Origin of the sequence: Actinokineospora cianjurensis, from assembly GCF_003663795.1 — a bacterium.
In the GTDB taxonomy this organism is placed as follows: domain Bacteria; phylum Actinomycetota; class Actinomycetes; order Mycobacteriales; family Pseudonocardiaceae; genus Actinokineospora; species Actinokineospora terrae.
Genome location: NZ_RCDD01000004.1, coordinates 450,971 through 476,545 on the forward strand (window position 1 = coordinate 450,971; position 25,575 = coordinate 476,545).

Below are 25,575 nucleotides of genomic sequence, written 5' to 3' on the forward strand. Positions count from 1 at the left end.
CTGGCCGTAACACCCGCGAGTAGGTAGTTCACCCGCGCGAAACGCACGGCGTCACTCCGCGAAACAGCACCCCCCGATGCTTCCCGGCAATCAACAGTTCACGGGAGGACGATGTGAACGCAGGAGACACAGCCTGGGTACTGGTCAGTGCCGCGCTCGTCATGCTCATGACCCCCGGACTCGCCTTCTTCTACGGCGGCATGGTGCGGGCCAAGAGCGTGCTCAACATGATGATGATGAGCTTCATCGCCCTGGCGGTGGTGACCGTGCTGTGGGTGCTCTACGGCTACAGCCTCGCCTTCGGCAACGACCTGGGCGGCGGGCTGCTCGGCGGGTTCGACTTCGCGGGCCTCAAGGGCGTCGTCGGCACCGTGGTCGGCACCGCGCCCACCGACCCCAACGCCCCCTGGGTCGACGGCCACCAGATCCCGCACCTGGTCTTCGTCGTCTTCCAGCTGATGTTCGCCGTCATCACCGCGGCGCTCATCTCCGGTGCCATCGCCGACCGGGCCAGGTTCTGGGCGTGGACGCTGTTCATCGCCGTGTGGGTCACCATCGTGTACTTCCCGGTGGCGCACTGGGTGTTCGACTTCAACGGCTTCACCGGGGTCGACTTCGCGGGCGGCTGGATCGCCACCAAGCTCGGCGCGCTCGACTTCGCGGGCGGCACCGCCGTCCACATCAACGCGGGCGCCGCCGGTCTGGCCCTGGCCATCGTGCTCGGCAAGCGCAAGGGCTGGCCGCGCGAGCCCATGCGGCCGCACAACCTCCCGTTCGTCCTGCTCGGCGCGGGCCTGCTCTGGTTCGGTTGGTACGGCTTCAACGCCGGGTCCGCCCTCGGCGCGAGCGACCTGGCGGGCGTCGCGTTCATCACCACCACCGCGGCCACCGCCGCGGCGATCCTCGGCTGGCTACTGGTCGAGCAGTTCCGCGACGGCAAGCCCACCACCCTGGGCGCGGCATCGGGCGCGGTGGCCGGTCTGGTCGCCATCACCCCGGCGGCCGGGTTCGTCAGCCCGCTCGGCGCGCTGCTGATCGGTCTCGTCGCGGGCGTGCTGTGCGCCCTCGCGGTCAGCCTCAAGTACCGGTTCGGGTTCGACGACTCCCTGGACGTGGTCGGTGTCCACCTGGTCGGCGGGCTCGTCGGCACCCTGATGATCGGCTTGCTCGCCACCACCGGCGTGAACCCGGCGGGCAAGGACGGCCTGCTCTACGGTGGCGGCCTGGACCTGCTCGGCAAGCAGGCCATCGCCGCGGTCGCGGTGCTCGGCTACTCGTTCGTGCTGACCCTCGGCATCGGCTTCCTGATCCAGAAGACCATCGGCTTCCGGGTCTCCACCGAGGCCGAGCGGGCGGGCATCGACGAGGCCGAGCACGCCGAGAGCGGCTACGAGTTCTCCAGCCTGCGCGGCGGCGGGTCGTCGCTGAGCAGGACGGCGGACGTGCTGGCGAACAAGGTCCCCACGACCGCGGGCAAGGAAGGCTGAGGACCATGAAGCTGGTCACCGCGATCATCAAGCCGTTCACCCTCGACGAGGTGAAGGCGGCACTCGAACAGCTCGGCGTGCTCGGCATGACCGTCAGCGAGGTCCAGGGCTACGGCAGGCAGAAGGGCCACACCGAGGTCTACCGCGGCGCCGAGTACTCGGTGGACTTCGTGCCCAAGGTGCGCGTCGAGGTGCTCACCGACGACGCCACCAGCGACAAGGTCGTCGACGCCGTCGTCGAGGCCGCCCGCACCGGCAAGATCGGCGACGGCAAGGTCTGGGTGACCCCGGTGGAGACCGTGGTCCGGGTCCGCACCGGCGAGCGCGGGACGGACGCGATCTAGCGGATGGCACCGGGTCACCCACCCGCCCCGACGGCGGCGGACCTGCTCCTGGCCCGCGACCGGCTGCTCGCCGCCGCGGGTCCCAGGTCCGCCGCCGGGCACCGGCTCACCCCCGCCGCGCTCCGCGAGGCGCTCGCCGACCTGCACGAGTTCTGGCTCACCGCGCACGCGGACCGGGCCGGGATCGGCGGCAGGGGCGGCGGCGTCGCCCTGTTCGCGGTCGGCGGCCTCGGCAGGCGTGAGCCGGTGCCCTACTCCGACCTCGACCTCGTCCTCGCCCACGACGGCCGCACCAGGGTCGACGACCTGGCCGAGCGGCTCTGGTACCCGCTGTGGGACTCGGGCATCGGCCTCGACCACTCGGTCCGCACGGTCGGCGAGGCCCTGGAGGTCGCCTCCGGTGACCTGCGGACCGCGCTGGGCCTGCTCGACGCCAGGCACCTGGCAGGCGACGCCGAGATCACCGCCCGGCTCGCCGCCTCCGCCCGCGACCGGTGGCGCGCGGGCGCCCGCAAACGGCTCGGCGAGCTGGTCGAGTCGGTGCGGGCCAGGTGGTCGCGCGCGGGCGAGGTGGCGCAGTGGGCGGAGCCCGACCTCAAGCACGGCCGCGGCGGCCTGCGCGACGTCGACATCCTGCGTGCCCTGGCCTTCGCCCAGCTCGTCGACCGCCCCGACGCCGATGTCACCGCCGCGCACGCCCTGCTGCTCGACACCCGCACCGAACTGCGCCGGATCGCCCGGCGGCCCCGCGACGTGCTGCGCCCCCAGGACGGCGACGATGTCGCCGCCGCGCTGGGCCTCGCCGACCGGTTCGCGCTCGCCAGGGCCCTGTCCGGTGCCGGTCGCGCGGTCGCCTACGCGCTCGACGTCGCGCTCCGCTCCGCAGGCGCGGAATCGTCCCCGCGCCGCGTCCTCGGTGTCCTGCTCCGCGCCCCGGCCCGCAGCCCGCTCGACGAGGGCGTCGTCCTGCACGGCACCGAGGTCGCCCTCGCCAGGGACGCCGACCCCGCCAGGGATCCCGGCCTGCTGCTGCGCGTCGCCGCCGCGTCGGGCCGCACCGGTCACCCCATCGCGCCAGCCGCCCTCGCCCGGCTCAGCGAGTCGGCCCCGGAGCCGCGCGCGCCGTGGCCCGCCGACGTGCGCCAGGACCTGGTGGCGCTGCTGGGCGCGGGGGAGGGGCTGACCGATGTCGTCGAGGCGCTCGACCGCGCCGGGTTGTGGGCGCGGCTGTTCCCCGAGTGGGGCGCGGTCCGCGACCTGCCGCCCCGCGACGCCGCGCACGTGTGGACCGTCGACCGGCACCTGGTGCGGACCACGGTCAACGCGGCCCGCCTGGTCACCTCGGTGTCGCGGCCCGACCTGCTGCTGCTCGGCGCCCTGCTGCACGACATCGGCAAGGGCAGGGACCGCGACCACTCGGTGGTCGGCGCCGCGCTCGCCGCCCAGGTCGGCACCAGGCTCGGCCTGCCCAAGTCCGATGTGGACATCGTGGCCGCCGTGGTGCGCCACCACCTGCTGCTCCCGCACACCGCCACCCGCCGCGACGTCGACGACGAGACCACCATCCACCGCGTCGTCGACACCCTCGGCCGCGACCCGGTGCTGCTGGAGCTGCTGCACGCCCTGGCCGAGGCCGACTCCCTGGCCACCGGCCCCGGCGTGTGGACCGACTGGAAGGCCAGGCTGGTCGCCGACCTGGTCGGGCACTGCCGGACCGCGATGGCGGGCGGCACCCTGCCCCAACCGGACCCGCTCGACGACGCCCAGCGCGCCCTCGCCGAGTCGGTCGCCGCCACCGGCCGACCGGACGTCCTGTTCGAGGTAGTGGGCCAGGCCGCCACCGTCACCCTGGCCACAGCGGACCGCCCGGGCGTCCTCTCCCGCGCGGCGGGCGTCCTGGCCCTCAACTCCTTGCAGGTCCACGCCGCCACCGTCGCCACCCACGCGGGCATCGCCGTCGGCGTGTTCGCGGTGACCCCCCGCTTCGGTTCCCTGCCCGATCCCTCCCTCGTGCGCGAGCAGTTCACCCGCGCCATCTCCGGTTCCCTGCCCCTGGCGGAGAAACTCGCCGCCAAGGAACACGACTACGGCGGCCGCGCCACCGACGCCCCGCCCCCCAAGGTCCTCTGGTTCGACCACGAGGCGGGCGGCCCCGACCCGAGCGCGGTCGTCCTCGAACTCCGCGCCACCGACCGAATCGGCCTACTCCACAGCATCGCCACCGCCCTCGAATCCGAGGGCGTCGACGTCAAGTGGACCCGAGCCACCACCCTGGGCACCGCCGCCGTCGACGCCTTCGGCTTCACCCCACCCCCCACCCCCCACTGGCGAGCCCACATCGAACAACACGTCCTCGACGCCGCCCGCTGACCCCGCCCACTGATCCCTCCCCGCCGGCCTGCCCACCTCCCGCCGCCCTAACCGGTCGCAGCCCTGCCCATGGTCAGCCGCACCCGGTGCCCGCCTGCCCGAGAACAGCTGTCCTCGGGTGACTGACCTACCCGAGGACAGCCCCTGCAAGGTGACTTCCCCTGCCGACATGGCAGCCCCACCCGAGGACAGCCCCCGTCCGAGGCCAGTCCTGTCCGGTGGTAGTCCTGCCGAGGTCTGCCCCTGCGGGGTGACTGCTCCTGCCGACATGGCGGCCCTGCCCGGTGACAGCCCTGTCCGAGGCCAGCCCTGTCCGGTGGCAGCTCTGCGTGAGGTCAAGTGCCGATTGGCTGCCTGCCCAAGGATGGCCCTGCCGGTGTGGCAGCCCTGCTTCGTGGAGCCGTTCCGGGCGCTGCCCATCGGGACGACCGCCCTGCCGGGTGACTGCTCCTGCCGATATGACAGCCCTGCCCGAGGACAGCCCCGCCAGAGGACGGCCCTGTTGGCTGCCCACCCTCTGGCCAAGCAGCACTGCTCGGCGGAGCTCTGCCGGGCGTCTGCCCATCGGGATGACTGTCCCGTCCGGTGACTGTGCTGCCCCGGCAACAGTTCTGCCCGCGTTTCAGTCCGCCCGGGTGATTGTCCGGCCTGCGTTCAGCCCTCCTGGGTGACTGTCCTGCCTGAGGACGGCCCTGCCTGCTGGTTGGGTAACCCAGCTCGGTGACGCCCTGACAGGCGCTTGCCCCGTCGAGGGTGGCAGCTCTGCTCGAGGTCAAGCAGAGCCAGGTGACTGCTCTGTCAGCGTGGTAGCCCTGCGGTCGGTCGGGGGGGCGCTGTTCGGGGGCGGTTCTGTGTGGGGGCTGCTCTGTCCGGGTAGGGCTGAGTAGTCCTACCCACCCCTACCCGGGTGCCCTCACGCTGTACCGGAACCGTCCGTGCCCGCGAGACTTCACCCGTCGTGCTGAGCAAGACGGTTCACGCCGTTGGGGTTGATGCCGGGGAGGGCGTCCACCCACCCCCACTCGGTGCGGCAGCCCCCGGGTGGGGCCCGTTCGAGGGGTCGGGCCTCATTCCCGGGGGTGTCACGGTTGCCGCCGCGGTGGTGATCTGATCGCGACGACGGTGGCGGCACCCAGGGCTGTCCCCGCGATGGCGAACCCCATCACCACGTCGGCCAGCGCCGTCCCGCCGATCTTGGACGCGGTCACCAGCGCGACCTGGACCGCGAAGACCCCGGCCAGGACCACCCCGGCCGTGACCGCCGCGTTCGGGCGGTGCACGGTCGTCAGCGCTGCCACCACTACGAGCAGGAGCACCACGACGGCACCCCAGAGCGCCCAGGGGGACTCGTCGCCGATCATCCCGGAGGCGCCCCAGGTGTCCGTGGGTGTCAGCGGGGCCAGCCCTCGCAGCGCGTCGCGTGACTCGCTACGCCCGAAGGTGCCGCCGAGCGTGGCCAGCATGCTGAACCCGGCCACGCCCAACGTCACCGCCAACACGGCCTGTCCGTGGGCGAGCGCGCCCCGCTGCCCGAGCCCGAGCCCGATGACCCCCGCGAGCACCAACGGCGCCAACAGGACCAGCACCGGTGTCGCGCCGGTGATCGGCACGCCTGGCCCGAACCCGGCGGGCATGTGCGCCCACCACAGCGCGAACGCCACCTGCCCCACCAGGAGATAGGTCGCCGCCGCGACCACCCCCGGCCGTTGGTGTGCGCGCACCAGCGCCCACGCGGCCCCCGCCGCCACGACCAGCCCCACGCCCGCCGCCAGGCTCAGCGACGACACACCCGACCGCTCGTTCAGCAGGAACAGCTGGCTGACCGGCTTGGTCAACGCCAACCCCACCAGCACGACGCCCGCGAGCACCGCGCCGGGCACGCCGGGTAACCGGATCGCGAGCACCGCGGCGCCCGCGCACACCACGAGCGTGACCGACCCCTGCACCCAGTACGACCACCCCAGCACCGGCAGCGCGTGGGTCGTGAACGAGACCGCGGCCGTCCCCGCGACGGCGGCCAGTGCCCCCGGCGTCGTCCCACCGCCCGGGCGTAACCACCCCGCCAGGCGACTCGCCGCGGCCAACGCGGGCCCTAGCAAGATCCCGAGTACCGCGAGGACCACGACCGCCGCGGGTATCAGGGCCAGCGCCAGTTGGACCCCGCCGCTCGGCGGCCGGATGAGCAGCGCCAGCGGCGGCACCGCGATCGCACACCCCACCACGAGCCCGCCCGCCGCGTCGCGCCGCAGTATCGCGATCACGCCGAACAGGGCGGCCAGCCCCAGCCCGGCCACGAGGGTCACGATCAGCACCCCGGGCGGCAGGTGCCGGGTGGCGCCACGCCCGAACCCCGACCCGGTGATGAGCCCCAGCGGCATGAGCCCGGTGCCGACCGCCGCCGTCGCGGCCAGGGCACCCGCGGTGATCCCCACCGTGCTCCACGGCGAGCCCGGCCCCGACCGCACCACGACGCCGACCGCGAGCAACGCCAGGCCCAGCATGGTCAGCACCACCGCCAGTCTGCTGGCCTCGGTCGCGACCATCGCGGTCACGATCGCGGTAGGGACAACGATCCCGACGCCGACAACAGCCGCCCGCATGCCCTGCGCCGCGAAGTTGAGCAAGAACGCGAGCACGGGCAAGAAGGTCAACGCCACGACCACCACCGGCGACAGCCGCGTCGCGCCGGGATCGAACTGCTCCGACCTCGCGCTGGAGACCAGCAGCGGGCCGAGCAGGTACGCGCCGAGCAGCACGAGCGATGTCCCGACCCCGCGCGCCACCTCGGCGCCCGCGGTGGCCGTGATCCGCTCGGAGCGCAGCACGCCGAACCCGATCGCGATGGCCACCGCGAGGACCAGGTACCTCGGCACCGGCGGCACCGCCACGAACACCGAGACGCAGGCGGCGCCGAGCAGGACACCGGTGACGACGAGCAGTCTTGACACGAGCGTTCCCGGCACTTGTACCGCCGTGTTTCCCTTTCCCACCATGGCTTTCCCCCAGTCGCGGTTGATGTCCGGGCGGCAAGTTAGCACCGGCCCGGCGGCGGCCGCGCGGAGTTGTCCACAGGCCACCCGATGGTCAGAACGAGGACGTCCGGGCGGTACCACCCCCGGGCCGACTACCCTCGGGGTGTGGCCGTGCCGAGCGCGGCCGACCGACCCGACCCGCAAGGCTGGAGTGCCGCACCCGTGTTCGACACCCTCTCCGACCGGCTCACCTCGGTCCTGCAGAACCTGCGGGGCAAGGGGCGGCTGAGCGAAACCGACATCGACACCACCGCGCGCGAGATCCGCATCGCGCTGCTGGAGGCCGACGTCGCGCTGACCGTCGTGCGGTCCTTCATCGCCAAGGTCAAGGAGCGGGCCAAGGGCGCGGAGGTCTCCGGCGCGCTGAACCCGGCCCAGCAGGTCGTCAAGATCGTCAACGACGAGCTGGTCGCCATCCTCGGCGGCGAGACCCGGCGGTTGAACCTGGCCAAGACCCCGCCGACGGTGATCATGCTCGCCGGTCTGCAGGGTGCCGGTAAGACGACCCTGGCAGGCAAGCTCGCGCGCTACCTCAAGAACCAGGGCCACGCGCCGCTGCTGGTGGCCTGCGACCTGCAGCGCCCCAACGCGGTCACCCAGCTCCAGGTCGTCGCCGAGCGGGCCGGGGTCGCGGTGTTCGCCCCCGAGCCGGGCAACGGCGTCGGCGACCCGGTCGACGTGGCCAGGCGCGGCATCGACGAGGCCCGCCGCAGCCAGCACGACATCGTCGTCGTGGACACCGCCGGTCGGCTCGGTGTCGACGAGGAGCTGATGCGCCAGGCGGCCGACATCAAGGCCGCGGTGGCCGCCGACGAGGTCCTCTTCGTCGTCGACGCCATGATCGGCCAGGACGCGGTGACCACCGCGGAGGCGTTCCGCGACGGCGTCGGCTTCACCGGCGTCGTGCTGACCAAGCTCGACGGCGACGCCCGCGGTGGTGCCGCGCTCTCGGTCCGCGAGGTCACCGGCGCGCCGATCATGTTCGCCTCCAACGGCGAGAAGCTCGAGGACTTCGACGCCTTCCACCCCGACCGGATGGCCTCGCGCATCCTCGGCATGGGCGACGTGCTCACCCTCATCGAGCAGGCCGAGCAGCACTTCGACCAGGAGCAGGCCGAGAAGGCCGCCGCCAAGATCGGCACCGGCGAGCTGACCCTGGAGGACTTCCTCGAGCAGATGCTCGCGGTGCGCAAGATGGGCCCGATCGCCAACCTGCTCGGCATGCTGCCCGGCGCGGGCCAGATGAAGGACGCGCTGGCCCAGGTCGACGAGAAGCACATCGACCGGCTGCAGGCGATCATCCGCGGCATGACCCCGGCCGAGCGCCAGGACCCGAAGATGATCAACGCGTCCCGCAGGCTGCGCATCGCCAACGGCTCCGGCGTGCAGGTCCGCGACGTCAACGACCTGGTCAACCGGTTCTTCGAGGCCAAGAAGGTCATGCAGCAGATGGCGGGCCGCTTCGGCATGCCCGGCGGCCGGGCCAACCAGCGCAAGCAGAAGGGCAAGAAGGGGAAGAAGGGCAAGGGCCCGACGCCGCCGCGCAACCGCGGTGGGCTGCCCGGCGGGCTGCCGGGTGGCTTCCCCGACGTGTCCGGGATGCCGCCCGGTCTCAACCAGCTCCCGCCCGGCCTCGGCGGCCTCGACGGGCTGCCCCCCGGTTTCGACCCGTCGCGGCTGAAGTTCCCCAAGAAGCCGTGACCGCGCTGCACCTGCGCGGGGTCGTCCTCCCCGGCCACGACGAACGCGACCTGTGGATCGTCAACGGTCGGGTCCGGACCACACCGGTCCCGGGAGCGGAGACCGTCGTCGACGGCGGCTACCTGCTGCCCGGCCTCGTGGACGCGCACTGCCACATCGGCATCGGCCCCGAGGGTCCGGTAGACCTGGACACGGCCGCCGCGCAAGCGGAGGTCGACCGCGACTCCGGCGCGTTGCTGCTGCGGGACTGCGGTTCCCCTATCGACACCAGCTCGCTTCAGACGCGTCTAGACCTACCGAGGATCGTGCGCGCGGGCAGGCACATCTCCCGTCCTAAGCGCTACATCCCGCACCTGGGCGTCGATGTCGGTGATCCAGAGCAGTTGCCCGCCGCGGTGGCTGAGCAGGCCGCGAACGGCGACGGTTGGGTCAAACTCGTCGGCGACTGGATCGACCGCGACCGCGGCGACCTCGCCCCGTTGTGGTCGGACGAGATCCTCGTCGAGGCGATCGCGGTAGCCCACGCCGCGGGCGCCCGGGTCACCGCGCACGTCTTCGGCGAAGAGGCGTTGCCCGGCCTGGTCAACGCGGGCATCGACTGCATCGAGCACGGCACGGGCCTCACCGAGGACGTCATCGCCGAGATGGCCCGCCGCGGCACCGCGCTCGTGCCCACGCTCATCAACATCGAGAACTTCCCCGGCATCGCGGCGAAGGCGACCAAGTACCCCGCCTACGCCGGCCACATGGTCGACCTGCACGCCCGCGCGGGCGCGATGGTCGCTGCCGCGGTCGAGGCCGGGGTGCCCGTCTACGCGGGTACGGACGCGGGCGGCGGTATCGCCCACGGCCGGGTCGTGGACGAGATCACCGCACTGCACAGGGCCGGGATGTCCGCCGAGGACGCCATCGCGGCGGGCTCGTGGGGCGCCAGGTCGTGGCTGGGGTGGTCTGCTCTGGACGAGGGGTCCGCCGCCGATGTCCTCGCCTTCGACGCCGACCCGCGCAAGGATCTGGAAGTGCTGCGAAGCCCGAAGAGGATCATCCTGAGAGGCAGGATCGTCGGGTGATCCGGCCTGGCGGCCCGGACCGATCCGACTAGTCTCTGCGAACCGCAGGAATCGGACGTACTGACGGGGGAACGCGATGGCACCACCTCCGCCCGGTGACCCCACCGCCGCGACTGCGGCGGAGTCACCTCCTGAACCGGCTACGGACCCTGGCCGCGACCACAAGTGGGGCTTCGGCGCCTTCTTGTTCGTCTTCGCCGTGTTCGTGCTCTCCGCCGTGGTCATCAACGCGCTCATCGGCCTGGCGGGCCCGGACTCCACCGACTCGATCGCGGTGATCCTGGTCGGCACCATGGTCCCCACCGCGCTGGCGACCCTGGCGACGCTGTTGGTCACCCGGATCCGCGGCAACGGCCCCAAGATCGACCTGCGCTGGTCCTACAACCGCGACGACCTGCGCGTCGGCCTGAAGTTCGGCCTCATCGGCCTGGTGTGCACCACCGTCGCCGCCGCGATCTGGACCCGGGTCGTCGGCGAGCAGGACGCCACCTCGTCGCTGGGCAGGCTGGTGGACAACCAGACCATGCCGGTCGCCGCCGCGATCACCCTGTTCCTCTACGTCTGGCTGATCGGCCCGCTGTTCGAGGAGATCATCTACCGCGGCCTGCTGTGGGGGGCGCTCGAACGCCTGCAGTGGGGCCGCTGGGCGGTGTTCGCGCTGACCACGGCCATCTTCGCGGTCAGCCACCTCGAGCCGCTGCGCACCTCGCTGCTGCTGGTCATCGGCGTGCCGATCGGGCTGGCCAGGCTCTACAGCGGGCGCCTCGGCGCCAGCATCGTCGCCCACCAGGTCAACAACTTCACCCCGGCGCTCGCGGTCCTGCTGATCAGCCTCGGCGTGATGCACTCGTGAGCGCGCTCGACCTCAACAGCGACCTCGGCGAGGGCTTCGGCGTTTGGCGGCTCGGCGACGACGACGCCCTGCTCGACGTGGTGACCTCCGCCAACGTCGCCTGCGGGTTCCACGCCGGGGACGCCCCGACCATGCGCGCGGTCTGCGTCGCGGCCGCGGCCAGGGGGGTGGCGGTCGGCGCCCAGGTGTCCTACCGCGACCTCGCCGGGTTCGGCCGCCGCTTCATCGACGTCGAACCTGACCGCCTCGCCGACGAGGTGCTGTACCAGATCGGGGCACTGGAGGCGTTCGCCCGAGCCGCCGGCACCCGCGTCTCTTACGTCAAACCGCACGGCGCGCTCTACAACGCCACCGTGCACCACGACGCCCAGGCCAAGGCCGTCGTCGCGGGCGTCCGCGCCTTCGGAGACCTACCTGTGCTTGGTCTGCCCGGGTCGCGTCTTCTTGCCGCCGCAGGGTCCGCGGGCGTTGAGGAAGCCTTCGCCGACCGGGGCTACACCCCCGAAGGGACTCTCGTGCCGCGCGGCACTCCAGAGGCGTTGCTCACTGACACCGCCGCCGTCGTCGAACGCGCTGTCCGCCTCGCACAGACCGGGGAGATCGTGGCGGTCGACGGCACGGTGTTGGCCCTACCGGCGCGGTCTCTGTGCCTGCACGGCGACACCCCTGGCGCTGTCCACCACGCGCGCGCGGTCCGTCAAGCCCTGGCGGAAGCGGGCGTCACACTCACCCCGTTCACGCCCTAGACCCCCGCGAGTTCTCGTTCCCGGACCCCGTCTGGCAGAATTGGCGGCTGTCCGTCGTGGCCGGACCCTCTCACCGTGCCGTGACACCCGAAACCTTCGGGCGCGTTCCCGAGCCCCACACGGGACCGCCGCGCCCGGCACCGCATTACGAGAGCTTTGAGGAGCACCCCTACCCGTGGCCGTCAAGATCAAGCTGCAGCGCCTCGGAAAGATCCGCGCGCCGTACTACCGCATCATCGTCTCCGACGCCCGTACCCGCCGCGACGGCAAGGCGATCGAGACGATCGGCCGGTACAGCCCCAAGGAGGAGCCGAGCCTCATCGAGGTCGACTCCGAGCGGGCCCAGTACTGGCTCGGTGTCGGCGCCACGCCGACCGACCCGGTGAAGCACCTGCTCGAGGTCACCGGTGACTGGCAGAAGTTCAAGGGCCTGCCGGGCACCGAGGGCACCCTGCGGGTCAAGGAGCCGAAGCCGAGCAAGCAGGAGCTGTTCGAGGCCGCGCTCAAGGCCGCGGGCGACGACCCCGGCACCGAGGCGACGACCCCGAAGAAGAAGTCCGCGCCGCGCAAGGCCGCCGAGGACACCCCCGCCGAGGCGGAGGCCGCGGCCGAGTGAGTGCCCTCGCGGACGCCCTCGAGCACCTGGTGCGCGGCATCGTCGACAACCCGGACGACGTGCAGGTCGAGCTGGTCACCACCCGGCGCGGCCGTACCCTCGAGGTGCACGTCAACCCCGAGGACCTTGGCAAGGTGATCGGCCGGGGCGGCCGCACCGCGACCGCCCTGCGGACCGTGATGGCCGGGGTCGGCGGTCGCGGGATCCGGGTGGACGTGGTGGACACCGACCACTGACGGTGTCGACCATGGACAAGCCCGACCTCGTCGTCGTCGGCCGGGTGGCCAAGGCGCACGGCATCCTCGGCGAACTCGCCGTCGACGTGCGCACGGACACCCCGCGGGTGCGGTTCGCCCTCGAGGCGACCGTGACCGCGCGGCTGCGCGACGGCACGCACCACCAGCTGACGGTGTCAGCCGCCCGGCAGCACGCCGGGCGGCTGCTCGTCCGCTTCACCGAGGTACCCGACCGCGACGCCGCCGAGGCGATGCGGGGGGCGCTGCTGCTGGCCTCCACGGCCGACCTGCCGCCCATCGACGACCCGGACGAGTTCTACGACCACCAGCTCGAGGGCCTCACCGCCGAGCTGCTCGACGGCACCGTCGTCGGGGTCGTCCGCGAGATCAGCCACGGCGCGGGCGGCGAGACGCTGGTCATCGACCGCGACGGCGACGAGCTGCTGGTCCCGTTCGTGCGCGAGATCGTGCCGACCGTCGACGTGGCCGGTGGCCGGGTCGTGCTCGACCCGCCGGAAGGTCTGATCGAGTAGTGCGCGTCGACGTCGTCACGATCTTCCCCGAGTACCTGGAGCCGCTGCGCGCGGCGCTGCTCGGGCGCGCCATCGACCGCGGGCTGATCAGCATCGGCGTCCACGACCTGCGCAAGTGGACCTACGACGTGCACAAGGCGGTCGACGACAGCCCGTACGGCGGCGGCCCCGGCATGGTCATGAAGCCCCAGGTCTGGGGCGAGGCGCTCGACGAGGTCGCCGCGGGCTCGACGCCGCGCCTGATCGTCCCCACGCCTGCCGGACGCCCGTTCACCCAGGCCATGGCGCACGAGTACGCCGCGCAGGAGCACCTGGTGTTCGCCTGCGGCCGCTACGAGGGCATCGACCAGCGGGTCGTCGACGACGCCGCGACCAGGATGCGCGTCGACGAGGTCTCCCTCGGCGACTACGTGCTCGTCGGCGGCGAGGTCGCGGTCATGGTCATCGTCGAGGCGGTGGCCAGGCTGCTGCCCGGCGTTTTGGGCAACCCGGTCTCCGCGCAGCAGGACTCGTTCTCCGACGGCCTGCTCGAGGGCCCCAGCTTCACCCGGCCCGAGGTGTGGCGCGACCGCGCCGTGCCGGACGTGCTCCGCTCGGGCAACCACGCCGCGATCGCCAGGTGGCGGCGCGACCGGTCGCTGGAGCGCACCGCCGAGCGCAGGCCCGACCTGCTCGCCGCGCTTCCCCCCGGCAGCCTGGACAAACACGATCGAGCACTCCTCGACACCCTGCGTGCGGGGGCCGATTTCGGGTCCGGCGACCCCGTCTGACATACTTTCCGGGTTGACGCGCCCCCGGCGCGGCTCACAAGCCCACCCGAGCCAGGTAGATCGGCACGACGCCGCCCTGGCCGGGACGTACGAGCATCGTGACGAAGACGAGGACGGACTACCGATGAACACCCTGGATGCCCTGGACGCCAAGTCGCTGCGTTCCGACATCCCGGACTTCCGCCCGGGTGACACGCTGAAGGTCCACGTTCGCGTCATCGAGGGTTCTCGCTCGCGCGTCCAGGTCTTCCAGGGCGTCGTCATCCGTCGCCACGGTGGCGGGATCCGCGAGACCTTCACCGTTCGCAAGGTCTCCTTCGGTGTCGGGGTCGAGCGCACCTTCCCGGTGCACACCCCCAACATCGCCGAGATCGAGGTCGCCCGCCGCGGTGACGTGCGCCGCGCGAAGCTGTACTACCTCCGTGAGCTGCGCGGCAAGGCCGCCAAGATCAAGGAGAAGCGGGAGCCGCAGACCGCTTCCTGACGCGGTCAGCACACCCGCTCACGTACGCTCGACTGCGTGGTCGACCGCCCTCCTCACCGTGTGCCACCGGACGCCGTGGCAGAGTCGGAGCACTCCCGTCGGGAGGCGGTCGACCGTACCCGTGAGCCGGTGCGCCCCCCTGAGCCTGACCAGGGCATCCAGCACACGGAGCCGATCAGCAAGCGCGGGGTGAACGGGCACCGGGTCAACGGTGCCCCCACCAACTCGCCGCTGGTGAACGGCACGCCCGTCAGTTCCCCCGCTGTCAACTCCGCGCCGGGCAAGCAGGCGCCGGGTCAACCTGCGCAGGGCACAGCGGCCCAGGGCAAGCAGGCGCAAGGCAAGTCCGCGAAGGTCAACGGGACGCCGGTCAACGGGTCCCGGGTGAACGGCAAGCCGGTTCCCCGGGACAACCGCACCGAGCCGATCCGGCGCAAGCCGCCGGTCCCCGAGGTCCCGGCGCTGCCCGAGGTGGCCCCGGCCGACCCGGAGTTCTGGTTCGGCTCCCCGCTGCCGGAGGAGCCCCCGCAGTGGGTCCAGGAGGCCCCGGCCGCCGAGCACCGCGCCCCGGGGTACACCCGTCCGGGCGGCAGCCAGCCGCCACCCCGTGTTGGTGATGTGCCGCGCGGCCCCGGCGAGCATCATTCGGGGATGGTGCCGATCGACGACACCGACGAGACGATCCCGGTTTCGCGGCCCACCCACTCGCCCACGCGGATAGATCCGCCTCCGCCCCGCCTGTCCGGTGGCTCAAGGCCGGATCTCCCCGTCGTCGGCCCCCAGCGTCGACCGGACTCGCAGTCCCGGTCAGACCTACCTGTCGCCGGTCAGTCCTCTAGGCACGACATGCCCCCGGTGGCCCCCCAGCCCCGTCCGGAGATGCCGTCGCGGTCAGACCTACCCGTCCTTCCCGCGGTAGTGCCCACGCCGTCTCCGCGCACCGAAGCCCCTGTCGGGCCGTCCGTGCAGATCTCGGAGCTAGTGGAGCCGCCGGACTGGGAAGTCGAAGAGGCGGAGGAAGCCGCCAAGGCCAAGCCCGCGGCAGAGGTACCCGACGTCGACCTGACCGCGCTCATCCCGCGTGTACGTGCTCGCGCGCAAGAGATCCCGGTCAAGGGTTCCAGGCGCAGGCGGGTGAAGACCGACGAGCGCCCCAAGGGGGGCCGTCACCGCCGTCCGCCGCGTAGGCAGCCGCTGTGGCGCGAGATCCTCACCCTGGTCGGCGTCGCGTTGCTGCTGACCTTCCTGATCCAGCACTTCATCGGCCGCGTCTACTCGATCCCGTCCGGGTCGATGGAGCAGACGCTGCACGGGTGCCCCGGTTGCAGCGGCGACCGCGTGTTCGTCGACAAGGTCGTCTACGTCTTCCGCGACCCGACCCCCGGCGACGTGGTCGTGTTCAAGGGCCCCAACACCTGGACCGAGCACGACGCCGCCACCGAGGACACCGGCAACGCGGTCACCCGCGCGTTCCGCTACGCCGGGTCGTTCATCGGCATCGCCCCACCGGACGAGCGCGACTTCGTCAAACGGGTCATCGCCGTCGGCGGGCAGACCGTCGAGTGCTGCGACGAGCAGAACCGGGTGCTGGTGGACGGCAAGCCGCTCGACGAGCCCTACATCTACTGGGAGAACGGCAACCCCAACTCGCAGAAGGACTTCGCCCGGGTTACCGTGCCCGAGGGCACGCTGTGGGTGATGGGCGACAACCGGAACAACTCCAGCGACTCGCGCTTCCAGGGTGGGGGCGGCGTGCGCGGGGTGGTCCCACTGGGCAAGGTCATCGGCAAGGCCCGCTACATCGTGCTCCCGCCGTCGCGCTGGCGCGGGATCGGCGACCACAACCCGCAGGCAGGCCCGCAGTTGTCCGCCACGGGCTGGCAGCAGGGGGTCCCGCTCGGGGTCGGTCTGGCGGTGGCCTGGCCGGTGCTGTGGCTGAGCCGCCGCGTGAAGGACGCACTCACACCAAGGAAGGCTGAGTAGCTTGTCGGACGCACACGGTGTCGTGCCAGGGGACGGACGCGGCACCGAGGACCTCGACGTCGCGCAACCGGACGCCAGGGCCGAATCCAGCACATCGCAGGCGACACCGGACAGTTCGACACCAGGCGCGGGGGCGGACGGGGTGGCGCCGGAGACCGGGGCGGTGGCCACCGACACCGGGCCGGAGCCGAAGAAGAAGCGCCCGTTCTGGGTGGAACTGCCGATCCTGATCGGTGTGGCGCTGGTGTTGACGATCATCATCCAGTCGTTCATCGCGCGGGTGTTCGTGATCCCGTCGGAGTCGATGGAGCAGACCCTGCACGGCTGCACCGGCTGCGAGGGCGACCGGATCCTGGTCGACCGGGTCGTCTACTACTTCCGCGACCCCGCTCCGGGTGACGTGGTGGTGTTCAAGCGCCCGGACACCTGGGACGACGACGGACCGGCCACCCGCTCCGGCAACGCGGTCGTGGCCTGGTTGCAGGACTTCGGCTCCCAGTTCGGCCTCGCCGAGCCGAGCAACGAGGACGTCGTCAAGCGGGTCATCGCGGTCGGCGGGCAGACCGTGGAGTGCTGCGACGCCCAGCAGCACGTGCTGGTCGACGGCAAGGCGCTCGACGAGCCGTACATCAACAGCAGCTACGGGGCCGAGGAGCAGCGCAAGTTCGACAAGATCACCATCCCGGCCGGGATGCTGTGGGTCATGGGCGACAACCGCAACGCCTCCGCCGACTCGCGCATCCAGGGCGGCGGTGGCAGCAACGGGTTCGTCCCGGTCGACAACGTCATCGGCAAGGCCCGCTACATCATCCTGCCGCCGTCGCGTTGGCAGGGCGTTGGCGACCACAACCCCCAGGCGCTCTCGGCCCCTGCGTGGCAGTCAGGTCTGCCCGCGGGTATCGGGATCGCGGCCGCGTGGCCGACATTGTGGCTCGGTAGGCGGTTGCGTGCGGCGTTGACGCGCGGCACCGACAAGAGCGCTGGGTAGGCCCCGCCGGTGTCCGACAGCCCCAAGACGCCTGAAGACGAAGAGAACCTCGAACTCGAGGAGCGCCCGAAACCCAAGCGGGAGCGTAAGAAGCGCCCGTTCTGGATAGAGCTGCCGATCCTGATCGGTGTGGCGCTGGTGTTGACGATCATCATCCAGTCGTTCATCGCGCGGGTGTTCGTGATCCCGTCGGAGTCGATGGAACAGACGCTGCACGGTTGCCCTGGCTGCTACGGCGACCGCGTTGTCGTCGACAAGCTCGTCTACACGTTCGGCGAACCCGAGCCGGGTGAGGTTGTCGTGTTCGGCAGACCCGACACGTGGAACCGCTCGGAGTTCGTGACCGCCCGCTCCGACAACGGTTTCGTGCGGTGGCTGCAAGGGGTGGGGGCGAAGTTCGGCTTCGCGGCGCCCGACGAGGACGACGTGGTGAAGCGCGTCATCGCGGTCGGCGGCCAGACCGTGGAGTGCTGCGACGACGCCAACCACGTCCTCGTGGACGGCAAGCCGCTCGACGAGCCCTACATCTACTGGGACCCGGAGCGCAACCAGCAGCAGGACGAGTTCAAGCCGGTGACGGTGCCCCAGGGCAAGCTGTTCGTCATGGGGGACAACCGCGGCAACTCCGCCGACTCCCGCGTTCAGGGTGGGGGCGGTCAGAACGGGTTGGTGCCCGTGGACAATGTCATCGGCAAGGTGCGCGCGATCATCCTGCCGCCCTCGCGGTGGCAGGGGGTTGGTGACCACAACCCCCAGGCCCTGTCAGCCCCAGCGTGGCAGACAGGTCTACCCGCGGGAGTGGGGATAGCCGCTGCTTGGCCGACGTTGTGGCTGATCAGGCGGTCGCGCGGACTCTTACCGCGACGGAAGGGGAAAGGGTGACGGGGGTGCTGGAGGGGGCGTTGCGGCCACCGCGCGCGGTGCTGCGCCGCGACACCGGCACCTGGGGTCTGGAGACCGCCCTGCACCGGCGCGGACTCGGCCCGGTCGCCGGGGTCGACGAGGCCGGTCGCGGTGCCTGCGCCGGACCGCTGGTCATCGCCTCTTGCGTCTTACGACCCGGTGACGCCGCCCGGCTCGACGGGCTCACCGACTCCAAGCTGATGACCGCCGCGGCCCGCGACCGGATGTACGACCTGGTCCGCGCCCGCGCCGTCGACCACGCCGTGGTGGTCGTCCCCGCCGCCGAGGTCGACTCGACCGGCGTGCACTTCGCCAACATCGAGGGCATGCGCCGCGCGGTGGCCAGGCTCTCCACCCACCCGGGCTACGTCCTGGTCGACGGGTTTCGGGTGCCCGGCCTCACCGCGCCGAGCACGCCGGTCCTCAAGGGCGACCAGGCAGCCGCCTGCGTCGCGGCCGCGTCCGTGCTGGCCAAGGTCACCAGGGACCGGATCATGGCCGCGATGCACGACGAGTTGCCGCACTACGCGTTCGACGTGCACAAGGGGTACTGCACGGGCCTGCACACGCGCGCGCTGCGCGAGCACGGGCCGAGCCACGAGCACCGCTGGTCCTACGCCAACGTCGCCGCAGCGGGGGTCGCCCACGGCTTGCGCGCGCCACACCGGGTGGCGCTGAGTGTGGCGGCGACCGCCGTGGTCCAGAATGGTGGACCCCCGCAGTAGCGGGCGGGACAGGTCACGACCAGGAGGGGCGCGCGGCAGATGAGCGCGGAGGATCTCGAGAAGTACGAGACCGAGATGGAGCTGCAGCTCTACCGGGAGTACCGCGACATCGTGGGGCAGTTCGCCTACGTGGTCGAGACCGAACGGCGGTTCTACCTGGCCAACGGCGTCGATGTGCAGGTCCGCGACGCCGACGGCGAGGTCTACTTCGAGGTGCGGATGTCCGACGCCTGGGTGTGGGACATGTACCGGCCTGCCCGGTTCGTCAAGAACGTCCGGGTCATCACGTTCAAGGACGTCAACGTCGAGGAGTTGGACAAGCCGGACCTGCGGCTACCGGAGGACGGCCCGTTCGGCGGCTGAGCCGACCACCTCCACCCCGGTGACCAGGACCTGGTCGCCGGGGTGAGTTGTCCCCAACCCCCCGAGTTGTCCACCGCGGGCGGATCCACCCTGGCCACGCCCCACCCCCAGCCCGCACCGTCGATGGTGACACGGCACCCCCGCCGTGCTCTCCCACCGCACGGACCCGGAGCTCCCGCATGGCCACCCACCTGCGCCTAGGCGCCCACGGCGAGGACATCGCCGCCCACCACCTCGAACGCGACGGCGCCACCATCCTCGCCCGCAACTGGCGCTGCGAACTCGGCGAACTCGACATCATCTGCGACCACCAGGGCCGCATCGTGATCTGCGAGGTCAAGACCCGCACCACCACCCACCACGGCACCCCGGCCGAGTCCGTCACCGAGTCCAAGGCCCGCCGCCTCCGCACCCTCGCCCACCGCTGGCGCCTCGACAACGGCCTGCCCCCGACCCCCCTCCGCTTCGACATCATCTCCATCCTCGTCCCCCGCCAGGGCCCGCCGACGATCCACCACCTGCGCGGAGTCCTCTGATGGTGCTCGCGCGGGTGTGGTCGGTGGCGCTCGTCGGAGTTGATGGGGTGCCCGTCGAGATCGAGGCCGACATCGGTGGTGGCAGGCCCCGTACACAGATCGTCGGTCTTCCTGACGCCGCCTTGAACGAGGCGAAGGACCGGGTTCGCGCTGCAGTGCGTAACAGCGGCCTGGAGTGGCCGGACCAACTGGTCACCTTTGCCCTATCTCCTGCCGCGCTCCCCAAGGGTGGTTCTGGGTACGACCTCGCCCTCTCCGTCGCGATGCTCGTCGCCGATCACAAACTTCCCCGAGAAGCCTTCGCCGAGACGGTGCTGCTCGGCGAACTCGCCTTGGACGGCCGCCTTCGCACCGTCAAGGGAGTCCTGCCGGGCCTCTTGGCCGCCTGCCGCGCAGGTCTTCGTCGCGCCATCGTGCCCACCCCCGCCCTCTCGGAGGCCGCCCTGGTGACCGACCTGGAGGTCTTGGGCGCTGACACCCTTGCCGAGGTCGTCGCCTGGTCTCGTGGCGAGCAGACCGACCTGCGACGCCCAGGTCCGTTCGTCATCCCACCGCCCGTCGACCAGCCTGACCTGGTCGATGTAGTCGGCCAGCCAGAGGGCCGTTGGGCTCTGGAGGTCGCCGCCGCAGGCGGCCACCACGTCCTACTGGCCGGGCCGCCCGGTACGGGCAAGACCATGCTTGCCCGTCGTCTCCCGGGCCTACTGCCCGACCTGTCGTCGGGTCAAGCTCTCGAGGTCACGGCTATCCACTCGGTAGCAGGCTCTCTTACCGCCAACTGCCCGCTCGTCGCCGTTCCCCCCTTCTTTGCTCCCCACCACACAGCCTCTATCGCCGCACTCATCGGCGGTGGATCCGGCCTCGCGAAACCGGGTGGGATCAGCAAAGCCCATTTTGGGGTGCTCTTCCTGGATGAAGCGGCCGAGTTCGCCTCCGATCGGCTTGAGGCGTTGCGGACGGCGTTGGAAGAGGGCGAGATCCGGCTCGCGCGTCGGGACGGGATCGTCGTCTATCCGGCGCGGTTCCAGCTCGTCCTGGCGACGAACCTCTGCCCGTGCGCGCCGCCGCGGGATCTCGATTGTGTTTGTCCGCCCCAGGTTCGGCGGCGGTACGTCTCGCGGCTGTCCGGGCCGCTGCTCGACCGGGTGGACATCCGGGTTCGGATGCGGCCGGTCACCGCGATGTCGCTCAGCCTGGACGCGGCGCCCGAGGACACCGCGACCGTGCGGGCGCGGGTGGGGGAGGCGCGGGCCAGGGCTGGTCGGCGGTGGGCGGCGCACGGGTGGCTGACCAACGCGGAGGTGCCGGGTCCGGTGCTCCGCCGCGAGTTCGCATTACCGAAAGACGTCACCGCGCTCTTGGACAGATCGCTTTCCACGGGTGCGATCACCGCTCGTGGTGCGGACCGGTGCCTCCGGGTTTCCTGGACGCTCGCCGATCTGGCGGGCGTCGCGGAACCGGCCCGCGACCACGTCGTCGCCGCGTTGAACTTCCGTGAACGCAAGGTTGCCTGAGTTTTTCTCCCCCGATCAAAGGACTTCTCATGAGTTGTGTGTTGTCGCCGTCGACCCCGGTCGCGGGCGAGTGGCGTGTGGTGCGGACCCGTTCCGGGGCGCTGCGGGTGGCGTTGGTGCTCTCCCGGCGCCGGGTGAAGTGGGGGAGGGGCCGTGGATGACATCCGGTTGGCTCGGGCGTACCTGTCCCGGGTGGCCGAGCCGCCCGCGGTGGCCCTGGGGTTGCTGGTCGGGGAAGTCGGACCGGTCCGGGCGGCGGAGTTGGTGCGCGCGGGCGCTGTCCCCGACGCCATCCGGGACGAGACGTCCGCGCGGGCGGGCCAAGACCTCGCGGCCGAGGACCTGGCCAGAGCGGCGCAGGCCGGGATCCGGCTGGTGGTCCCCGAGGACGACGAGTGGCCCGCCTGGCCGCTGCTGTCGCTGGACAACGCCCGCGCGCGGGGCATGCGGTGGGCCGCGCCGCCGTTGGCCCTGTGGGTCCGGGGCCCGGCGAACCTGGACGAGGTCATGCAGCGGTCCGTGGCGATCGTGGGCGCCAGAGCGGCCACTCCGTATGGCGAGCACACGGCCTCGGAGTTCGCCTACGACCTCGCCCAGCAGTCCGTCACGGTCGTGTCCGGGGCCGCCTTCGGCATCGACGGCGCCGCCCACCGCGGCGCGCTCGCCACGGAGGGCATGACGGTCGCGGTGCTCGCCTGCGGTGCCGACGTCGGCTACCCGGTGGCCCACACGGCGCTGCTCAGCCGGATAGCAGGCGCCGGGGCGATCGTCAGCGAGTACCCGCCGGGCACCACGCCCGCCAAGTACCGGTTCCTGGTCCGCAACCGGCTCATCGCCGCCCTGGCCGTCGGCACGGTGGTCGTGGAGGCCGGACGCCGCAGCGGCGCCCGCAACACCGCCGGTTCCGCCGCCGCGCTCGGCAAACCGGTCCTCGCCGTCCCCGGCCCGGTCAGCTCGCCCATGTCCCAGGGCTGCCACGACCTCATCCGGGCCGCCACCGCCACCGTCGCCACCTCGGTCCCGGACATCCTCGAGGCGATCGGCGCGATCGGCGAACTGGCCGAGCGGGAGTCCCCGCCACCCCGCCCGACCGACGGGCTCGGCCCCCAGGCCATCCAGGTCCACGACGCCCTGCACCGCAGGACCCCGCACACCCCGCAACACCTGTCCCACCAGTCCGGCGTGCCCCTGGACCGGGTACGGGCACTCCTGCCCGAACTCGAGCTCACCGGCCTGGCCACTGAAACCGAGGAGGGGTGGTTGAGCACGACCGCGTAAGCCCATCGGGGCCGCCCGGACTCGAGATCGGCGCACAGCCGTGGACAGGAAGGAGTTGATGTTCGGGCCGGAAAGGCGTGGCGATGCTTGACCCGGTCGGGGGTATGCCTCAGCGTGGCGGGGGTGGCGCGCGCTCCTCGTCGAGGTACCCGGGTGGACCTGCTCGCGGTCCGGGATCGGCTGCCCGGGCCGGTGCGGGTCGCCTTGGTCGAGTACGAGCGCTACCTGACCCACGAGCGGGGGCACTCCCCCCACACGGTCCGCGCCTACTTGGGGGACGCGGTGTCCCTGCTGGGCTTCCTGGCCGGAATCGGCCCCACCGACGGCGCACGATCGGGTGAATTCAATCCACCGTCGGGCGATGGGATCGCGACCGGGGACACGGTGGAACCGGTGGTCAAGGCCGGTGCCCCGGTGCCCACCACAGCAAGTCGCACTCTGCAACTCGCGGCCGACGTGGGAAACGGCGACTCCGTTCCGTACGACCATGACTACCGTGGCGACACGAACCCGACCCCCCACCGACACCCCGGGGAATCAGACCAACCCCACCCCACGTTGCACGACGACGTGCCCGTGACCCGCACGCCCACCGCCCCGCACCTGGTCGATGCCCTCGCCCGGCCTGCTGACCCCAACGCGGTCCACGCGACCGATCAGCCTGATGCTGCCGTCAGGCCGGAAGCCGGTCGGGAAGGCGTCGGGCATGATGTCGGGCTTGATGATGTCGAGGTGGAGTTGCCCGGGTTGCGGGCGTGGCTGGCGGCGCAGCGGGACGCCGGGGTGGGGCGGACCACGTTGGCGCGGCGGGCGGCTGGGGCTCGGGGGTTCACGGCCTGGGCGCACCGTGAGGGGTATTTGGGGGTGGACGCGGGGGCTCGGTTGGTGGCGCCGCGGCGGCAGCGGAAGTTGCCGTCGGTGTTGCGGCAGGAGCAGGCGAGCGAGGTGATGCTGGCCTCGGCGGCGGGGGCGCGGGAGCTCGACCCGGTCGCTTTGCGTGATCACGCGGTGGTCGAGCTGCTGTACGCGACCGGGGTCCGGGTGTCCGAGCTGTGCGGACTCGACGTGACCGACCTCGATCTGGGCTCCCGGGTCGCCCGGGTGCTCGGCAAGGGCAACCGGGAACGCGTCGTCCCGTTCGGGGCGCCAGCCGCGTCGGCGGTGACGACCTGGCTCGACCAGGGCCGTCCGTCACTTGTCCGAGCCGATTCCCCGCCGGCACTGTTGCTGGGAACTCGCGGCGGACGGCTCCACCCGACGGCCGTACGGCGTATCGTGCAGGGTGTGACGACTGCCGTCCCGGGTACCGCGGGCCTGAGCCCGCACGGCCTTCGTCACTCAGCGGCGACACACCTGCTCGAAGGAGGTGCTGACCTTCGTAGCGTCCAGGAGTTACTCGGTCACGCTACGCTCTCAACGACGCAGCTCTACACCCACGTGACAGTCGAACGGCTGAAGGCGATCCATGACCGTACCCACCCCCGTTCCCGATGACCGCGGGAATGGCGCCCGGGCATCGGCGCGGCCATCGCGGGCAGGCGGGTCCGCTGGACCGGCGGACCAGGTGAGCACCCCCGCCGCCCCGTACGGCCAGGGCCAGTCATCCGGGGTGCTGCCCGGCGACCACCGCACCGCCGACGACGTCGAGGCGGGCATCGTCGCGCTCTGGCGCCGCTTCGGCGAGGCCCGCGAGCAGCTCCTGCGCGACCGGCTGGTGCTGCACTACGCCCCGCTGGTCAAGTACGTCGCGGGCCGGGTCGGCACCGGCCTGCCCGCCCACGTCGACGTCTCCGACCTCATCCAGTCCGGCATCTTCGGCCTGGTCGACGCCATCGAGAAGTTCGAGCCCGAGCGCGGCCTGAAGTTCGAGACCTACGCCATGCAGCGCATCCGCGGCGCCATCCTCGACGACCTGCGCGCCCAGGACTGGGTGCCCAGGACCGTCCGCGGCCGGGCGCGCGAGGTCGAGCGCGGCATCGAGCGGCTCGGCGCCAAGCTGCAGCGCACCCCCAACGACACCGAACTCGCCGACGAACTCGGCCTCTCGGTCGGCGAGCTGCGCGACGTCTACGCCCAGCTCCAGCTGACCAGCGTCGTCGCACTCGACGAACTGGCCGCCGCGGGCCGGGGCATCAACTCCCTGGCCGACGTGCTGGAGGACGAGGCCGCCGAGGACCCGGTCGCCCTCCTGGTCGACCAGGACAACCGCCGCCAGCTCGCCGAGGCCATCGGCCTGCTGGTCGAACGCGACCGGGTGGTGGTGACCCTCTACTACTTCGAGAACCTCACCCTCGCCGAGATCGGCCGCGTCCTCGGCGTCACCGAGTCCCGCGTCTGCCAACTGCACACCAGGGCCGTCCTGCGCCTGCGCGCCAAGCTGATGGAAACCGCCGACGCCTGACCACCTCCTCTCCGTCGCTCCCGTGAACCCGGCTCTCGTGAACCCGTGTTTCGCGTACCTCGACGCCCCCGCGTTTCCTGCCGAACTTGCCGCCTGCCGAACTTGCCGCCTGCCGGAACGCGGTGTCAGTCGAGGGGGAGCAGCCGGACCCGGGGCCGGTGCACCGCCACCATCGGGTCCAGGTACTCCCGCCCGCGCCGCAGCCCCCAATGCAGGCAGGCCGCCGCCGCGCATCCGGGATGGCCTGCGCCGAGCAGCCCGAGGACGTCACCTCGACGCACCCGCGTCCCGGCCGCCACCTCCGGCACCACCGGTTCGTAGGTCGTCCGCAGCCCGCCGCGGTGCTGGACCGACACCACCGCACGGTCCACGACGACCCCCGCGAACACCACCACGCCGTCGGCGGCCGCGTGGACCGGCTCGCCCACGGCGCCGGGTAAGTCGACACCCCGGTGCCCGGCCCCGTACGGATGCGCGGGCGCCGTGAACGGCCGGGACACCGGTCGCGCCGGTACCAGGGGCAGCGAGAACAACGGGGCCGGTGCCGCGACGACCGGGTCCGCCCAGATGAACGGCAACAGCAGCAAGCAGAGGGTGAGCGAGATGAGTTTCCGCAGGTAAGAGCGCATGTGACCACCATGC

At 71.8% G+C, this 25,575-nt stretch carries 24 protein-coding genes; 22 read left to right on the plus strand and 2 right to left on the minus strand.

Features of this window, described 5'->3' with window-relative positions; translation table 11 throughout:
- Positions 1 to 113 precede the first annotated feature (113 nt).
- The 3 genes from CLV68_RS24740 to CLV68_RS24750 are packed head-to-tail and all read left to right on the plus strand — an operon-like array spanning position 114 to position 4,201.
- Positions 114 to 1,487, plus strand: a complete 1,374-nt coding sequence (locus CLV68_RS24740; RefSeq protein ID WP_281274691.1) for an ammonium transporter — start codon at positions 114 to 116, stop codon at positions 1,485 to 1,487.
- Between the two features lie 5 nt (positions 1,488 to 1,492).
- Complete coding sequence (locus CLV68_RS24745; protein WP_092776563.1) at positions 1,493 to 1,831, plus strand: P-II family nitrogen regulator; 339 nt, start codon at positions 1,493 to 1,495, stop codon at positions 1,829 to 1,831.
- 3 nt (positions 1,832 to 1,834) lie between these two features.
- Positions 1,835 to 4,201: a [protein-PII] uridylyltransferase gene (locus CLV68_RS24750; RefSeq protein WP_121393271.1), complete on the plus strand. Its 2,367-nt coding sequence runs from the start codon at positions 1,835 to 1,837 to the stop codon at positions 4,199 to 4,201.
- 1,082 nt (positions 4,202 to 5,283) lie between these two features.
- On the opposite strand, the gene CLV68_RS24755 is transcribed toward CLV68_RS24750, so the two are convergent.
- Complete coding sequence (locus CLV68_RS24755) at positions 5,284 to 7,149, minus strand: hypothetical protein (RefSeq protein WP_147460152.1); 1,866 nt, start codon at positions 7,147 to 7,149, stop codon at positions 5,284 to 5,286.
- A gap of 246 nt (positions 7,150 to 7,395) precedes the next feature.
- Between CLV68_RS24755 and ffh the strand changes: the two genes are divergently transcribed.
- The 19 genes from ffh to CLV68_RS24855 all read left to right on the plus strand — a co-directional run bounded on the left by ffh (position 7,396) and on the right by CLV68_RS24855 (position 24,933).
- Entirely contained in the window at positions 7,396 to 8,934 is a 1,539-nt protein-coding gene (gene ffh / locus CLV68_RS24760; RefSeq protein ID WP_092776557.1) for a signal recognition particle protein, read from the plus strand.
- Positions 8,931 to 10,004 (plus strand): amidohydrolase family protein, encoded by a 1,074-nt coding sequence (locus CLV68_RS24765; protein ID WP_211346750.1) that lies wholly within the window; start codon positions 8,931 to 8,933, stop codon positions 10,002 to 10,004. Before ffh ends, CLV68_RS24765 begins: the two co-directional genes overlap by 4 nt.
- 76 nt (positions 10,005 to 10,080) lie before the next feature.
- Positions 10,081 to 10,857 (plus strand): CPBP family intramembrane glutamic endopeptidase, encoded by a 777-nt coding sequence (locus CLV68_RS24770; protein ID WP_121393273.1) that lies wholly within the window; start codon positions 10,081 to 10,083, stop codon positions 10,855 to 10,857.
- Complete coding sequence (locus tag CLV68_RS24775; RefSeq protein ID WP_121393274.1) at positions 10,854 to 11,603, plus strand: LamB/YcsF family protein; 750 nt, start codon at positions 10,854 to 10,856, stop codon at positions 11,601 to 11,603. Before CLV68_RS24770 ends, CLV68_RS24775 begins: the two co-directional genes overlap by 4 nt.
- Positions 11,604 to 11,778: 175 nt before the next feature.
- On the plus strand, positions 11,779 to 12,219 hold the full coding sequence (gene rpsP, locus CLV68_RS24780; protein WP_092776551.1) for a 30S ribosomal protein S16: 441 nt from the start codon (positions 11,779 to 11,781) through the stop codon (positions 12,217 to 12,219).
- Positions 12,216 to 12,455 carry an RNA-binding protein gene (locus CLV68_RS24785; protein ID WP_092776549.1) on the plus strand — a complete coding sequence of 80 codons (240 nt, stop codon included), beginning with the start codon at positions 12,216 to 12,218 and terminating at the stop codon, positions 12,453 to 12,455. Before rpsP ends, CLV68_RS24785 begins: the two co-directional genes overlap by 4 nt.
- An 11-nt stretch (positions 12,456 to 12,466) precedes the next feature.
- Positions 12,467 to 12,988, plus strand: a complete 522-nt coding sequence (gene rimM / locus CLV68_RS24790) for a ribosome maturation factor RimM (protein WP_121393412.1) — start codon at positions 12,467 to 12,469, stop codon at positions 12,986 to 12,988.
- Positions 12,988 to 13,758, plus strand: a complete 771-nt coding sequence (gene trmD / locus CLV68_RS24795) for a tRNA (guanosine(37)-N1)-methyltransferase TrmD (RefSeq protein WP_121393275.1) — start codon at positions 12,988 to 12,990, stop codon at positions 13,756 to 13,758. The genes rimM and trmD overlap by 1 nt, the downstream gene beginning before the upstream one ends.
- Positions 13,759 to 13,882: 124 nt before the next feature.
- On the plus strand, positions 13,883 to 14,242 hold the full coding sequence (rplS, locus tag CLV68_RS24800; RefSeq protein WP_121393276.1) for a 50S ribosomal protein L19: 360 nt from the start codon (positions 13,883 to 13,885) through the stop codon (positions 14,240 to 14,242).
- Between the two features lie 1,104 nt (positions 14,243 to 15,346).
- Positions 15,347 to 16,225, plus strand: coding sequence for a signal peptidase I (gene lepB / locus CLV68_RS24805; RefSeq protein ID WP_425454880.1), 879 nt, complete (start codon positions 15,347 to 15,349; stop codon positions 16,223 to 16,225).
- Between the two features lie 142 nt (positions 16,226 to 16,367).
- Positions 16,368 to 17,213 carry a signal peptidase I gene (gene lepB, locus CLV68_RS24810; protein WP_246010101.1) on the plus strand — a complete coding sequence of 282 codons (846 nt, stop codon included), beginning with the start codon at positions 16,368 to 16,370 and terminating at the stop codon, positions 17,211 to 17,213.
- A gap of 9 nt (positions 17,214 to 17,222) precedes the next feature.
- On the plus strand, positions 17,223 to 18,095 hold the full coding sequence (lepB, locus tag CLV68_RS24815; protein WP_121393278.1) for a signal peptidase I: 873 nt from the start codon (positions 17,223 to 17,225) through the stop codon (positions 18,093 to 18,095).
- Positions 18,092 to 18,841 carry a ribonuclease HII gene (locus tag CLV68_RS24820; RefSeq protein WP_121393279.1) on the plus strand — a complete coding sequence of 250 codons (750 nt, stop codon included), beginning with the start codon at positions 18,092 to 18,094 and terminating at the stop codon, positions 18,839 to 18,841. The genes lepB (CLV68_RS24815) and CLV68_RS24820 overlap by 4 nt, the downstream gene beginning before the upstream one ends.
- Before the next feature lie 39 nt (positions 18,842 to 18,880).
- Positions 18,881 to 19,204, plus strand: a complete 324-nt coding sequence (locus CLV68_RS24825; protein ID WP_075976606.1) for a DUF2469 domain-containing protein — start codon at positions 18,881 to 18,883, stop codon at positions 19,202 to 19,204.
- A 179-nt stretch (positions 19,205 to 19,383) separates the two neighbouring features.
- The gene (locus CLV68_RS24830; protein WP_121393280.1) at positions 19,384 to 19,740 is read left to right on the plus strand and encodes a YraN family protein; all 357 of its coding nucleotides are present in this window, start codon (positions 19,384 to 19,386) and stop codon (positions 19,738 to 19,740) included.
- A complete protein-coding gene (locus CLV68_RS24835; protein WP_121393281.1) occupies positions 19,740 to 21,254 on the plus strand; it encodes a YifB family Mg chelatase-like AAA ATPase in 1,515 nt (504 codons plus the stop codon). Before CLV68_RS24830 ends, CLV68_RS24835 begins: the two co-directional genes overlap by 1 nt.
- A gap of 153 nt (positions 21,255 to 21,407) precedes the next feature.
- Positions 21,408 to 22,532, plus strand: coding sequence for a DNA-processing protein DprA (gene dprA, locus CLV68_RS24840; RefSeq protein ID WP_121393282.1), 1,125 nt, complete (start codon positions 21,408 to 21,410; stop codon positions 22,530 to 22,532).
- 558 nt (positions 22,533 to 23,090) lie between these two features.
- Positions 23,091 to 24,026 carry a tyrosine recombinase XerC gene (locus tag CLV68_RS24850; RefSeq protein WP_170224571.1) on the plus strand — a complete coding sequence of 312 codons (936 nt, stop codon included), beginning with the start codon at positions 23,091 to 23,093 and terminating at the stop codon, positions 24,024 to 24,026.
- A 70-nt stretch (positions 24,027 to 24,096) separates the two neighbouring features.
- A complete protein-coding gene (locus CLV68_RS24855; protein WP_092776532.1) occupies positions 24,097 to 24,933 on the plus strand; it encodes a FliA/WhiG family RNA polymerase sigma factor in 837 nt (278 codons plus the stop codon).
- Between the two features lie 125 nt (positions 24,934 to 25,058).
- On the opposite strand, the gene CLV68_RS24860 is transcribed toward CLV68_RS24855, so the two are convergent.
- Positions 25,059 to 25,562, minus strand: a complete 504-nt coding sequence (locus CLV68_RS24860) for a M23 family metallopeptidase (protein WP_121393283.1) — start codon at positions 25,560 to 25,562, stop codon at positions 25,059 to 25,061.
- Positions 25,563 to 25,575 lie beyond the last annotated feature (13 nt).

Coding starts and splice junctions, on each gene's coding strand:
- CLV68_RS24745 (WP_092776563.1), top strand. CDS start 1,493: ATGAAGCTGGTCACCGCGATCATCAAGCCGTTCACCCTCGACGAGGTG.
- CLV68_RS24750 (WP_121393271.1), top strand. CDS start 1,835: ATGGCACCGGGTCACCCACCCGCCCCGACGGCGGCGGACCTGCTCCTG.
- CLV68_RS24770 (WP_121393273.1), top strand. CDS start 10,081: ATGGCACCACCTCCGCCCGGTGACCCCACCGCCGCGACTGCGGCGGAG.
- rimM (WP_121393412.1), top strand. CDS start 12,467: ATGGACAAGCCCGACCTCGTCGTCGTCGGCCGGGTGGCCAAGGCGCAC.
- rplS (WP_121393276.1), top strand. CDS start 13,883: ATGAACACCCTGGATGCCCTGGACGCCAAGTCGCTGCGTTCCGACATC.
- CLV68_RS24825 (WP_075976606.1), top strand. CDS start 18,881: ATGAGCGCGGAGGATCTCGAGAAGTACGAGACCGAGATGGAGCTGCAG.
- CLV68_RS24830 (WP_121393280.1), top strand. CDS start 19,384: ATGGCCACCCACCTGCGCCTAGGCGCCCACGGCGAGGACATCGCCGCC.
- CLV68_RS24835 (WP_121393281.1), top strand. CDS start 19,740: ATGGTGCTCGCGCGGGTGTGGTCGGTGGCGCTCGTCGGAGTTGATGGG.
- CLV68_RS24860 (WP_121393283.1), bottom strand. CDS start 25,562: ATGCGCTCTTACCTGCGGAAACTCATCTCGCTCACCCTCTGCTTGCTG.